We start from the raw sequence: 13,019 nt of genomic DNA, 5'->3' as shown, positions 1-13,019 counted from the left end.
GGTGGAAGTTATGCGTGACCCCTATTCGGTGCTCGGCGTGAAGCGAAACGCCGGGCAGGAGGAAATCAAGGCGGCCTGGCGCTCGCTGGCGAAGGCCGTGCATCCCGACCAGAACCATGACGACCCCAATGCCACCGTGCGCTTCACGGAGGCCGGCCGCGCCTACGACATCCTGCGCGACCCCGACAAACGCAGCCGCTACGACCGCCAGCAGCGCGAGGCCGAACTGCGCCGCATGGAGCAGATGCGCCGCCAGCAGGCCGAGCGCAAGGCAAGGAGCGAAGCCCCGCCGCGCGTGTCGAACGAGGATGCCGAGGACATGATCGCCCGCATCTTCGGCGTCGATTCGCGCGGACAGCCGGCAGAAGCAAAAGTCCAGGGGCAAGCGCAGTCCCAGCCGCGCCCCCAGCAGCAGGCACAGGCCGCCGGCGCCGCCGCGCAGGACGCCCGCAAGGCGGCCGACGAGCCTGAGATCGAAGAGGCGCCGCAGGGCCGCGGCGTCGCCCCGGCAAGCAGCCTCATCTCCGCCATCATCCGCCGCATCCGCGGAAGCCGCGTCAAGGTGGAGACGGCACCGGACTTCGTTGCCGACGTCACCGTCAGCGTCGAGGACATCCTCAACAAGGTGCGCCCGACAATCGAGACCCCGGACGGGCAGACGCTGCGCGTGCCTGTCGGCGCCGGCTCGACGGATGGCCAGGTGATCCGCCTCAAGGAGGCCGGTTACCGCATCGAGAACCTGAAGCGCGGCGATGCCGTCATCACCTTGCGCGTTGCCCCCGGTCGCTTCCGGGTCGATGGTTTCGACCTGAAGGTCGATCTGCCGGTGACGATCGAGAATGCCGTGCTCGGCTGCGAGACGACCATCGACGGCCCGCTCGGACCGCTGCCGGTAACGGTTCCGGCCTGGTCGGGCTCCGACCACCAGATCCGTATTCCCGGTGAAGGTCTGCTCATGGAAAACGGCGAACGGGGCGATCTCGTCGCCGAAATCCGCCTTCTCCTGTGGGAAAAACCGGATGACAAGATGATCGACCTGATGCGCAGCCTGCGCGAAGGGCTTTATCTTTGAGCCCTTTGTGACGCTTTCATAAAACATGCACCCATTGTTACGAGTGCTAACAGTTCCTGAACCCTCCCGCGCTTGAACCCCAATGCCGCCTATGCCATAGGCAAATCTGACTTAAGTATCAGGGGGCAAACCATGGTTCAGGCATCTGGTCTGATGAAGGGCAAGCGCGGCGTCATCATGGGCGTCGCCAACAACCGTTCCATCGCCTGGGGCATCGCCAAGGCTATCCACGCACAGGGCGGCGAGATTGCCCTGACCTATCAGGGCGATGCGCTGAAGAAGCGTGTGGAGCCGCTGGCCGTCGAAATCGGCGCCGTGCTGGCCGGCGATTGCGACGTTTCCGACGAGGCATCGATCGACGCCGTCTTCGAGAATATCGAGAAGACCTGGGGCAAGATCGACTTCCTCGTGCATGCGATCGGCTTTTCCGACAAGGACGAGCTGACCGGCCGCTACGTGGACACCACACCGGCGAATTTCGCCAAGACCATGCAGATCTCGGTCTATTCCTTCACGTCGGTCGCCCGTCGCGCGGAAAAGCTGATGACCGACGGCGGCTCGATGCTGACGCTGACCTATTACGGCGCAGAGAAGGTCATGCCGAACTACAACGTCATGGGCGTCGCCAAGGCCGCGCTCGAGGCGAGCGTGAAGTATCTCGCCGTCGACCTCGGCCCGAAGAACATCCGCGTCAACGCGATTTCCGCCGGCCCGATCAAGACGCTCGCAGCCTCCGGCATCGGTGACTTCCGCTATATTCTCAAGTGGAACGAGTACAATGCGCCGCTGCGCCGGACCGTCACGATCGAGGAAGTCGGCGATGTCGGCCTCTACATGCTGTCCGATCTGTCGCGCTCGGTGACCGGCGAAACCCATCATGCGGACAGTGGCTACCACGTCGTCGGCATGAAGGCCGTCGACGCGCCCGACATCTCCGTCATCAAGGACTGATACGAACGTCCGCCCCGGGGTTTTCGCCTTGCTCATCTACATGATCCGTCACGGCCAGACCGCGTGGAATGCAGAGGGCAGGCTGCAGGGGCAGAAGGACATTCCGCTGAACGAGACCGGCCGCCGCCAGGCGGCCGGCAACGGCGCCGCCCTCAAAGGCATTCTCGGCGCCGCGGCCGCCGATTTCGATTTCGTCGCAAGCCCGCTGGGCCGCACGCGCGAGACGATGGAAATCCTGCGCCGCGCCATGGGGCTCGATCCCCTCGCCTACCGCACCGACGACCGTCTCGTCGAATTGTCCTTCGGCGACTGGGAAGGCCATACCCTGCCCGAGCTGATGGCCGAAGCGCCGGCACGGGTCGAAGAACGCAGCCACGCGAAATGGAACTTCATTCCGCCCGGCGATGCGGCGGAAAGCTACGAGATTCTCTCCTGGCGCATCGCGTCCTGGCTTGCCAATGTCCGTGGTCCGACCGTCTGCGTCAGCCATGGCGGTGTTTTCCGCGCGGCCTTCCGGCTGAACGGCATGGACGAGGAAGAAGCGGCCAACACGCCGATCCACCAGGATCGCCTGCTGCGCATCGATGCGACGGGCATGCACTGGCTCTGAGGGACAAGAGCCCGCCTGGAAAAGCCGGACGGCCGTGGCGGAATGAAAGGCAAAGCCTTACTGGATGATCTCGAGATCGTTGATGACGCGCTTGCCGTCGACTTCGGTGTAGAACACCAGCACCTTCACGCCCGGTTCCAGCCCTTCGAAATTGAACTCTTCCGGCGCCTGGTACTTCTTGCCGTCATCGAGCGAGAGGCTGAGGTTCGTCGTGTCGACATTCGTGATCACGGCCTCCACGTCGGCGCTTTCGGCAGAAGCTGCGAGCGGCGAAAGGAAAACGGCCGTGGCCATCAGCGCGGCGATCAGAAAGCGCATCTTGCGAACCCCTGGGAATGAATCAGTCTTTTTGCTGGCCATGTCAGATGCCCCCCAAATATGGCGAAATTCGCCCGCCCCCGCGTGCGCTGGTGAAATGGATGGCCGGAAAGATCATACGAAGCAAGGCAGGCTGCCCGCTCATCCCCGGAATTGTCGGACAAGGGCGGCGGAGGGCCCGGAAAGCGGCTTGGCAACACTCTCCCGTATCGGGACGGAAATGCAAGTATTTCAGCTGTTTATAAATGCAATCTTAAGGAAGCCTCCCTTACCGTTTTGCGACCACCGGGGATTCTCTTTTTGCGCGTTCCAGCCGCCTTTCGCCACGCTCTGGCGTCCATAGCAGAATGGGCGAAACCGTCGCTCATTCCGGCGGCGATCGCCGGTTGCGTCATCCTGACGGCGGGCATCGTCTACGAGCGGCAGAACGAGCATATCTACCGCAACGAGCTGCAGAACCATGTGGCGGGCGACCTCGCGCTGGTCGCAGCCCGGCTGCAGAGCCAGGTGAACGGCAATGTCGCGGCCCTGCGCAGCGTCGCCAACATGTTCGCGGTGGCGCCGGAGCAGGCGACGCTGCAGTTCAACGTCTTCGCCCGCAAGCTGATGCTGCAGAACACCCATTTCCGCCGGGTCGGCGTCGCGCCGGAGGGCACGGTCCGGCAGGCCTTCCCGCTCGACGGCAACCAGCATTACCTCGGTACCAATTTCAACCGCTTCCCCTCCTTCCGCCGGGCCGCCCAGATGGACCGTTCGCGCGGGCGCCCGCTGATGTTCGGGCCGGTGCAGTTCGCCAAGGGCGGCCGCGGCTTCAACCTCTTCATACCGGTCTTCACCAATGTGGAGGCGCGGCACTATTTCTGGGGCTACATCGACGGGCTGATCGACGAGCGCAAGCTCTTTACCGACGCCGGCCTGTTCGATGCCGACCAGCCCACGCGGCACAGCGCGCAACGGCACGAAACCGATATCCAGCTCGCCATCCGCGACGTCAGCGTGCCCGACAATATCGTCGATCCGTTCTTCGGCGATGCGGAGGTCTTCGAGAAGGAACCCGTCCTCCAGGCGCTGGATTTTCCCGGCGGGCGCTGGCAACTGGCGGCCATCCCCTCCAAAGGCTGGCAGCACCCGCCTGAAAACCTCACCCAGATCCGGCTGATCATCGCCGCTGCGGCACTCGTCATCATCGTGCCGATCTTTCTGACCGGCGGCCTCGTCAGCGAACGCCAGCGCAACATCGCCCGGCTGCGGGCGCGCGAGCGGCAGGTGCAGTCACTCTCCCAGCGCCTCGACATCGCGCTCGACGCCTCCAAGATCGGCATCTGGGAAGTCGAGCTGTCGACCGGCGCGCGCAACTGGGACGAACAGATGCACCGTCTGCACGGCTTCCCGGAAAACGAGACGCCGAACGACCACGAATGGCGTTCCGTTCTCCACCCCGACGACGTCGCCATCGCCAGGGGCGAGATGGACCGGATCCGCGCCGGCGGCAACGACTACAAGTCGCAGTACCGCATCCTCATGCCCGACGGCAACTGGCACCATATCCGCAATGTCGGTTCACGCCTCACCGGTCCCAACGGCGAGGACAAGCTGACCGGCATCAGCTGGGACGTGACCGAGGACGTGCTGCTGAACGAGGCGCTGAAGAGTGCCAAGGACCATGCCGAGGTGCAGAACGCCGAGCTCGCCAAGCTGACGCAGCGCCTCGACCTCGCGCTCGATTCCTACGAATGCGGCCTGTGGGAGGCCGATCTGGAGGATGGGCTGACGCTGTGGGACGACCGCATGCACCAGCTCTACGGGATCACCAACACCGGCAAGCGCATCACCCACGACATCTGGATCAACGCCATCCATCCCGACGACCGTGCCGAGGCGGAAGGCAAGGCCAGCCGGACCATCGACGAGAACGTGCCCTATTCGCGCACCTCGCGCGTCGTGCATCCGGACGGATCCATTCGCCATATCCAGTCGGTCGGCAAGCTGCATACCGGGCAGGACGGCCGCCGCAAGCTGGTCGGGCTCGCCTTCGACGTCACCGACGACATGCAGATGACCGCCCGCCTGCGCCAGGCCAAGGAACAGTCCGAACGGCAGAATACCGAACTGGAACAGACCAGCCGCCGCCTCGACCTCGCACTCGATTCCTACCAGTGCGGCCTCTGGGAAGCCGATCTCGACCTCCGCCGGACCTACTGGGACGAGCGCATGCACCAGCTTTACGGCCTGGTCTTCACCGACGGCACCGTGACGCACGAGGAATGGCTCGCCGCGATGCACCCGGACGACCGGGAAGAAACGGTCCAGACCGTCAATCACTGCGTCGAACACGATTTGCCCTATGTGCGCGAGGCCCGCATCCTGATGCCGGACGGCGAGATCCGCCATGTGCGCTCCGTCGGCAAGGTCCACCACGCTCAGGACGGCGGCCGCAAGCTGATCGGCCTTGCCTTCGACGTCACGGAAGACGTGATCCTGAAGGAAAACCTGAAGGCGGCCAAGGAACAGGCGGACGCCAAGAACATCGAGCTGGAACAGGCCAAGGTCCGCATCGAGCACAACGCGCTGCACGACCCGCTGACCGGGCTCGGCAACCGCCGCAAGCTCGACGACGAGCTGACGGACATCGCCACGCGCAGCGAGACGAAGGATGCGCGCGTCGGCATCCTGCATATCGACCTCGACCGCTTCAAGCAGATCAACGACACGCTCGGTCATGCCGCGGGCGATGCGCTTCTCGTGCATGCCTCGCAGGTGCTTCGCGCCTGCGTGCACACCGGCGACCTCGTGGCACGCATCGGCGGCGACGAATTCGTCGTGGTGGTGACCAACACGACCGATCAGGTCTATCTCAGCGCGCTGTCGCGGCGCATCATCAGCCTGATGCAGCAGCCCGTCGAATATGAGGGCCATCTCTGCCGCTTCGGCGTCAGCATCGGCATCGCCCTTGCCGAGGGCCGGTCGATCGACACGGCCAGGCTGCTCGTCAATGCCGATATCGCGCTCTACCGGGCCAAGGCGCTCGGGCGGAACCGGCATGAATTCTTCACCGAGGCGCTGCAGGCCGAGATCATCTCGAACAAGCGCATCGCCGACGATATCCTGGCCGGCATCGAGAACAACGAATTCGTGCCCTACTACCAGCCGCAGATCGACGCAGGCACATTGAAGCTCGCCGGCGCCGAAGCGCTGATCCGCTGGAACCATCCGCGCGAAGGCCTGCTGACGCCTGACCACTTCCTGAAGATCGCCGAAGACCTCAACGTCATGGCCACGCTCGACCGCATCGTCCTGGAAAAGGCGCTGCTCGACTGCGCCCGCTGGGCGGCGCAGGGCCTGATCATGCCGAAGATCTCGGTCAACGTGTCGGCCCGGCGCCTCCGGGACGAGAGCCTGATCGACAGCCTCACCGGCCTCTCCATCCAACCCGGCCAGATCGCCTTCGAACTGGTCGAATCGATCTTCCTCGACGAGAGCGACGACGTCGTTCTCACCAACCTGGAACGCATCAAGGCACTCGGCATCGACATCGAGATCGACGATTTCGGCACCGGCCACACCTCCATCGTCAGCCTCCTGAAGCTGAAGCCGAAGCGGCTGAAGATCGACCGCCAGCTTGTCGCCCCCATTCTCACCGCCCGCAACGAACAGGCGCTGGTGCGCTCGATCATCGAGATCGGCCGCTCGCTCGGCATCGAGATCGTCGCCGAAGGCGTGGAGACGATGGAGCATGCCGAGATGCTGGGCCTGCTCGGCTGCGATCTCCTGCAGGGCTACGCCTTCGCCAAGCCGCTCTCCCGCGACGCCTTCCTCGCCTTCGGCAGCGAGATGCGGTGGAAGCTGGCGTCGTAAGGGCCTGGATCGCCCCTCATCCGCCTGCCGGCACCTTCTCCCCGCAAGCGGGGCGAAGGGGGTGTCGCGCCCGTTTCCCCAGACAGCGGCATCGTTGTTGGGGAGAACATCGCCCCTTGCCCCTTCTCCCCGCCTGCGGGGAGAAGGTCGCGGCAGCGGGATGAGGGGCAATCACCGGGCATGCTGACGGTAAAAGCGCGAAACCCTTGTCCCTACCCCGCCTTTTCCACTAAGAGAGGTCGCACTTTCCTGTGGGGTCCGGTTCCGCTCATGTCGCACAATACCTTCGGTCATCTCTTCCGCGTCACCACCTGGGGCGAAAGCCACGGGCCGGCGCTTGGCTGCGTGGTGGATGGCTGCCCGCCCGGCATCCGCTTCACGCTGGCCGAACTGCAGGCCTGGCTCGACAAGCGAAAGCCGGGCCAGTCGCGCTTCGTGACGCAGCGCCGCGAGGACGACCTCGTCAAGGTGCTCTCCGGCGTGATGCTGGACGACGACGGCGAGACGATGATCACGACGGGCACGCCCGTCTCCATGCTGATCGAGAACACCGACCAGCGCTCCAAGGACTACGGCGAGATTGCGAAACGCTACCGCCCCGGCCATGCCGACTATACCTATGACGTCAAATACGGCATCCGCGACTATCGCGGCGGCGGGCGCTCCTCCGCCCGCGAGACCGCGGCACGCGTCGCCGCCGGCGGCCTTGCCCGCAAGGTCGTGCCGGGGCTCACCGTCCGCGCCGCGCTGGTGCAGATCGGCAAACACAAGATCGACCGCAGCAACTGGGACTGGAACGAGGTGAACAACAACCCGTTCTTCGCGCCCGACCCTGCCATCGTGCCCGTGTGGGAGGACTATCTCGACGGCATCCGCAAGGCGGGCTCCTCGATCGGCGCGGTCGTCGAAGTGATCGCCGAGGGCGTTCCCGCCGGCATCGGCGCACCGATCTACGGCAAGCTCGACCAGGACATCGCCTCCCTCCTCATGTCGATCAACGCCGTCAAGGGCGTCGAGATCGGCGAAGGATTTGCGTCTGCCGAACTCACCGGCGAGGACAATGCCGACGAGATGCGCATGGGCAATGACGGCAATCCGATCTTCCTGTCCAACCACGCCGGCGGTATTCTCGGCGGCATTTCCACCGGCCAGCCGGTCGTCGCCCGCTTCGCCATCAAGCCGACCTCCTCGATCCTCACCGAGCGCCGCTCGATCGATGCCGACGGCAACAATGTCGACGTGCGCACCAAGGGCCGGCACGATCCCTGTGTCGGCATCCGTGCCGTGCCGATCGGCGAGGCAATGGTCGCCTGCGCCGTTGCCGACCACTACCTGCGCGATCGCGGCCAGACCGGCCGCCTGAAATAATCGGCTGAATAGGAGCCTGCCATGAGCTACGATCAGAAGCGTGTCGTCGATGCCATCCGCGCCTTCGAGGCCGGCGAGATCGTCGTCGTCATGGATGACGACGGCCGCGAGAACGAGGGCGACCTCATCGTCGCCGCCGTGCACTGCACGCCCGAAAAGATGGCCTTCATCGTGCGCCACACCTCCGGCATCGTCTGCACCCCCATGCCGCGCGAGGAGGCCAAGCGCCTCAACCTCAACGCCATGGTGGCGGAAAACGATTCGGCGCACACCACCGCCTTCACCGTCTCGGTCGACTTCAAGCACGGCACGACGACGGGCATTTCGGCCGACGACCGCACGCTGACGGTGCGCAACCTCGCCAATCCCAATGTCGGCGCCGCCGACTTCGTGCGCCCCGGCCACATCTTCCCGCTCGTCGCCCGTGAAGGCGGTGTCCTCATGCGCTCCGGCCACACGGAAGCCGCGGTCGACCTCTGCAAGCTCGCAAGCCTGCCGCCGATCGGCGTGATCAGCGAGCTCGTCAACGACGACGGCACCGTCATGCGCGGGCCGCAGGTGGCAGGCTTTGCCGAGCAGCACGGCCTCAAGCAGGTCTCCGTCGCCGACCTCATCGCCTATCGCCAGCGCAAGGAAACACTGATCGAGCAGGTCGACGGTTTCGACATCGATACGCCCTACGGCAAGGCGAAGGCCCTGACCTACACCCTGCCCTGGGACCCGATGCAGCACCTTGCCGTCGTTTTCGGCGACATCAGGGACGGCGTCGACATTCCGGTGCGCCTGCATCTCGAAAATGTCGGCGGTGATGTCTTTGGTGCGAGCCGCCAGATCGACGCGATCATGAAGCGCATCGCCGAACAGGGCCGCGGCGTGATCGTCTATCTGCGCGAGGGTTCCGTCGGCGTCGGCCAGTCCTCCACCGCGCGCAAGGGCAAACACGACCGCGAGGGCCACGACGAGGCGCAGGCGCGCGAAAGCGAATGGCTGGAAATCGGCCTCGGCGCGCAGATCCTGAAGGATCTCGGCATCACGTCGATCCGCCTGATGGCCTCGCGCGAGCGCCACTATGTCGGCCTCGAAGGGTTTGGCATCCAGATCAGCGCCACCGACCTCTGCTGAAACCGAATATCCCGCCTCCCCGAAACGTCTGAGTTTCACGCGGCAATCGGGGATCGCGGGATTTTCTCGGGGGATGGCGGGGCATGTGGGATTTCAGCATCGGCAGGACCATCGGTATCCTCGCCAGAACCATGCCGTTCATCTTCCTGCGGATGGTGATCTACTTCGTCATCACGCTCGCCTTCATCCTCGCAACGGGTGCGGGAGCCGGTATCGGCTACGGCGTCGGCTCGCTCAGTGAAAGCCCGGAATCCTACGCCGCCTGGGGCGGCTTCATCGGCATGGGCTTCATTGCCGCCGCCGTCTACTGGGCGCGCGAATGGCTGCTCTACATGGTCAAGGCCGCCCATATCGCCGTCATCGTCAAACTGATCGACGGCGAGGCGCTGCCGGACGGCAAGGGCCAGGTTACCTATGGCCGCGAGGTCGTCACAGCCCGTTTCGGCGAGGCCAACGTGCTCTTTGCACTCGACCAGCTCGTCAAGGGCGTCATCGCCGCCATTACCGGGCTCATCGGCGGCGTCGCCGCCTTCCTGCCGATCCCCGGGCTCGACGCCATCGCCCGCTTCGCCAACACGGTCATCCGCCTGTCGCTGACCTATGTCGACGAGATCATCCTCGGCTACAACATCCGCACGAACAGCGACAATGCCTGGGACGGCGCCCGCCGCGGCCTCGTGCTCTACGCGCAGAACGGCCTGAAGATGGTAAAGAACGCCGTCTGGCTCGCCGTCTTCCTCTGGGTGCTGTCGATCGTCGTCTTCCTCCTCGCCCTCGCCCCCGCCGGTGCGATCCTCTACGCCTTTCCGGGCGAGATCGCGGGCTACAGCTTCGTCGTCGCCATCGTCTTCGCCTGGGCCTTCAAGGCCGCCGTGCTGGAGCCCTTCGCGATCGCCGCGCTGATGGCCGTGTATTTCGACACGATCCGCGGCCAGGTGCCCGACCCGGAATGGGACGCCAAGCTGACGGGCGCCTCCGAAAAATTCCGTGCGCTTACGGAAAAGGGCAAAGCCGCCTTCGGCGGGCGGCCGGTGACGGCCTAACCCGCGTCCCCGCGCCAGCCGTCCAGATACCGCACCGTCTCCACGCCCGCGAACTTCGCAATGCGGGCCAGCTCTGCCTCAAGCTTCTCCTGCCTGCCGGCAGAGGCGCGGACCTTCGGCTCCCACCACAGCCGCTTGACGTCGAGCGTACCGGCCTTGCGGTCGGCCTTCATGTCGATGCGGCCGACGAGGCGGTCGCCCTCGAGCAGCGGGAAGACGTAGTAGCCATATTGCCGCTTGGGCTCCGGCACGAAGATCTCGATGCGGTAGAAATAGCCGAACAGCCGTTCGGTGCGGTTTCGGTCGCGGATCAGCGGATCGAAGGGCGAGAGCACGCGCAGGCGGGCGGGCGGTTCGGGCACATTGCCAAGGCAGGCCGGGAAATCGGCAAAGGCGTGCGAGGCGCGCGGCTTGCCGCCGTCCGCCGGCTCGATCGAGACCGGGCGCAGCTCCTCGCGATGGTCCTCCACCCAGGCCTTCGCCTCCTCCGGCGAGATGAGGTCCCAGAAGGCGGCGATCTCGCCATGGGTGGCAAAACCCAACCGCTCCAGCGCGCTGCGGCAGGCCCAGTCGACAAAGGCATCGTGCTCGACGTCCGGCGCATGGTGATGGGCCGGCACCACGCGCTCGACGAGATCGTAGACCTTCTGGAAGTTCTCGCGCCGGGCGATCGCCAGCTTGCCCGTGTGCCAGAGATATTCCAGCGCCGTCTTGTTCGGATGCCAGTTCCACCAGCCGCCGGATTTGTGGTCGTCGGCCTTGAGGTCCCGCGAGAGGACCGCGCCGCCGGAGGCGATGCGCTCGTAGGTCTCGCCGAACGCCTTGTCGAAGCCCTCGCCCTGCCATCGGCGCCACCGCTCGGTCATCGAGGCCTCCTTGCGGCGGAACCGGTGTTTCCAGTAGCGGAAGAAGCTGCTCGGGATGACCGAGGCATCATGGGTCCAGTGTTCGAAGAGGTCGCCGTCCTTCTCCAGCAGCGCCGTCAGATGCTCGCGGCGATAGGTCTGGTTGCGCGAGAACAGGATCTGGTGATGCGCCCGCTCCACGGTGGCGATGCTGTCGACCTGCACGAAGCCGATGTCGTGGATGAGGTTCAGCAGGTCCGCCTTGCCGAGCAGGCGGCCGGGCGGAGCGCTCAGACCCTGGCGGGCGAGAAAGATGCGCCGGGCCTCGGCATTGGAGAGAAGAATCGTCATGGAGGATGATAGACACATATTCTTGGTTTGTTCTACACATTTTCGATGGCCAAGCGGGATCGGACCGCTGTGCCCGTCACACGAGTGTCGCTTATCGAACAGACCGGCGCGGAAAACCTCTTCGCACATGCAGTAGAATTGCCTATAGCTCCCCCACCATCCACGAAACGGGACCCCGCTTTTGGATATCGTCTTTTCCGCCGCAACGGTGACCTATGCCGGACGCACCGCGCTGCACCCGCTGACGCTTGCGCTGAGCGAGCCGCGCATCGGCGTCGTCGGGCTCAACGGTTCGGGCAAGACCACCATGGCGCGGCTGATCAACGGCCTCGTCAAGCCGACGGGCGGCACGGTGACGGTCGCCGGGCTGGACACGGTGGCCGACGAAGCGGCTGCGCGCGGGAAAACCGGGTTCATCTTCCAGAACCCGCAGCACCAGATGATCCTGCCGATCCTGGCCGAAGACATCGCCTTCGGCCTCAAGAACCGCGGCTTCGACAAGGCGGAGATCGCGGCGCGGACGGAGGCGGTGCTCGCGCGCTTCGGCATATCCCACCTCGCACGGCGGCGCGTGCACGAGCTTTCCGGCGGCGAGACGCAACTCGGCGCCATCGCCAGCGTGCTCGTCACCGGTCCGGACCTCCTGATCCTCGACGAGCCGACCAACCAGCTCGACCTGAAGAACCGCGCGCTCATCGAGCGCACCGTTGCGGGCCTGCCGGAACAGGTGCTCGTCATCACGCACGATCTCGCCCTGCTGGAGGGGTTCGACCGGGTACTGGTGTTCCACGAGGGCCGGCTTGCGGCCGACGACCGGCCGGCCGAGGCGATCCGCGCCTATCGGGGGATCGCGGCATGCTGAACGGGCTCGACATCGAGGGCGACTCGCTGCTGCACCGCATGCCGGTGCGCGGCAAGCTGCTCACGCTCTTTGCCGCCGCGATCGGGCTCTTTGTCGTTGCCGACCTGCGCATCCTCGTGCCGGCGCTCGGGCTTTCGGCCGCCCTCTGCCTTTCGACCGGCATTGGTCTTCGCGAGGCCTTCCGGCGCGTGCGCTTCGTGCTCTTCACGGTGCTCCTCGTCGCAATCGCGAACTACGCCTTCCATTCGCTGCACGAGGCGCTGGTTGTCTTCTCCCGGCTGAGCGCACTGGTTCTGCTGGCTGCCGCCGTTACCGCCACGACCTCGATTCCCGCCTTCATGGACGAGATCACCCGGCTCCTGACACCGCTCGAACGCTTCGGCTTCGTGCGCGCGGCCGATGTGAGCCTCGCGGTCGGCCTCGTCATCCGCTTCGTGCCGGAGATCTTCGCGCGCTACGGCGAGATCACCGACGCCCACCGGGCGCGCGGCCTGCCGGTCCGGCCCTTGACCACTCTCGTGCCGCTCATCATCCTGACGCTGAAGGACGCCGATACGATCGCCATGGCGATTGACGCGCGCGGCTTTCGGCGGCACTAAGCATTCGACCCAATTTTGTCCAC

General features: G+C 65.2%; 11 protein-coding genes. 9 read left to right on the top strand and 2 right to left on the bottom strand.

Annotation, left to right across the window (positions count from 1 at the left end):
- Nucleotides 1-10: 10 nt before the first annotated feature.
- The 3 genes from K0P03_RS03935 to K0P03_RS03925 all read left to right on the top strand — a co-directional run bounded on the left by K0P03_RS03935 (nt 11) and on the right by K0P03_RS03925 (nt 2,633).
- Nucleotides 11-1,072: a DnaJ domain-containing protein gene (locus K0P03_RS03935; protein WP_272788961.1), complete on the top strand. Its 1,062-nt coding sequence runs from the start codon at nt 11-13 to the stop codon at nt 1,070-1,072.
- A gap of 132 nt (nt 1,073-1,204) precedes the next feature.
- Entirely contained in the window at nt 1,205-2,023 is an 819-nt protein-coding gene (fabI, locus tag K0P03_RS03930) for an enoyl-ACP reductase FabI (RefSeq protein WP_023511844.1), read from the top strand.
- Nucleotides 2,024-2,051: 28 nt separating this feature from the next.
- Nucleotides 2,052-2,633 (top strand): histidine phosphatase family protein, encoded by a 582-nt coding sequence (locus K0P03_RS03925; RefSeq protein WP_272788960.1) that lies wholly within the window; start codon nt 2,052-2,054, stop codon nt 2,631-2,633.
- Between the two features lie 57 nt (nt 2,634-2,690).
- On the opposite strand, the gene K0P03_RS03920 is transcribed toward K0P03_RS03925, so the two are convergent.
- Entirely contained in the window at nt 2,691-2,951 is a 261-nt protein-coding gene (locus K0P03_RS03920) for a DUF1344 domain-containing protein (RefSeq protein ID WP_023511842.1), read from the bottom strand.
- Nucleotides 2,952-3,251: 300 nt separating this feature from the next.
- Between K0P03_RS03920 and K0P03_RS03915 the strand changes: the two genes are divergently transcribed.
- The 4 genes from K0P03_RS03915 (at nt 3,252) to K0P03_RS03900 (ending at nt 10,339) form a co-directional block, all read left to right on the top strand.
- Nucleotides 3,252-6,806, top strand: coding sequence for a bifunctional diguanylate cyclase/phosphodiesterase (locus tag K0P03_RS03915; protein WP_272788959.1), 3,555 nt, complete (start codon nt 3,252-3,254; stop codon nt 6,804-6,806).
- A gap of 270 nt (nt 6,807-7,076) precedes the next feature.
- Nucleotides 7,077-8,174, top strand: coding sequence for a chorismate synthase (gene aroC / locus K0P03_RS03910; protein ID WP_130519170.1), 1,098 nt, complete (start codon nt 7,077-7,079; stop codon nt 8,172-8,174).
- A gap of 21 nt (nt 8,175-8,195) precedes the next feature.
- Entirely contained in the window at nt 8,196-9,296 is a 1,101-nt protein-coding gene (gene ribB, locus K0P03_RS03905) for a 3,4-dihydroxy-2-butanone-4-phosphate synthase (protein ID WP_023514770.1), read from the top strand.
- 83 nt (nt 9,297-9,379) lie between these two features.
- Nucleotides 9,380-10,339: a hypothetical protein gene (locus K0P03_RS03900; RefSeq protein WP_272788958.1), complete on the top strand. Its 960-nt coding sequence runs from the start codon at nt 9,380-9,382 to the stop codon at nt 10,337-10,339.
- Here K0P03_RS03900 and K0P03_RS03895 read toward each other — a convergent pair.
- Nucleotides 10,336-11,535 carry a winged helix-turn-helix domain-containing protein gene (locus K0P03_RS03895; protein WP_272788957.1) on the bottom strand — a complete coding sequence of 400 codons (1,200 nt, stop codon included), beginning with the start codon at nt 11,533-11,535 and terminating at the stop codon, nt 10,336-10,338. The genes K0P03_RS03900 and K0P03_RS03895 overlap by 4 nt on opposite strands.
- A gap of 181 nt (nt 11,536-11,716) precedes the next feature.
- Here K0P03_RS03895 and K0P03_RS03890 point away from each other — a divergent pair, with 181 nt between their 5' ends.
- Nucleotides 11,717-12,397, top strand: a complete 681-nt coding sequence (locus K0P03_RS03890) for an energy-coupling factor ABC transporter ATP-binding protein (RefSeq protein ID WP_023514773.1) — start codon at nt 11,717-11,719, stop codon at nt 12,395-12,397.
- Nucleotides 12,391-12,996, top strand: a complete 606-nt coding sequence (locus K0P03_RS03885; protein WP_272788956.1) for an energy-coupling factor transporter transmembrane component T family protein — start codon at nt 12,391-12,393, stop codon at nt 12,994-12,996. Before K0P03_RS03890 ends, K0P03_RS03885 begins: the two co-directional genes overlap by 7 nt.
- Nucleotides 12,997-13,019: the final 23 nt, after the last annotated feature.

Source organism: Shinella sp. HY16 (genome assembly GCF_028534175.1).
Taxonomy (GTDB): Bacteria; Pseudomonadota; Alphaproteobacteria; order Rhizobiales; family Rhizobiaceae; genus Shinella.
This window is presented reverse-complemented; position numbering and strand designations above follow the sequence as displayed.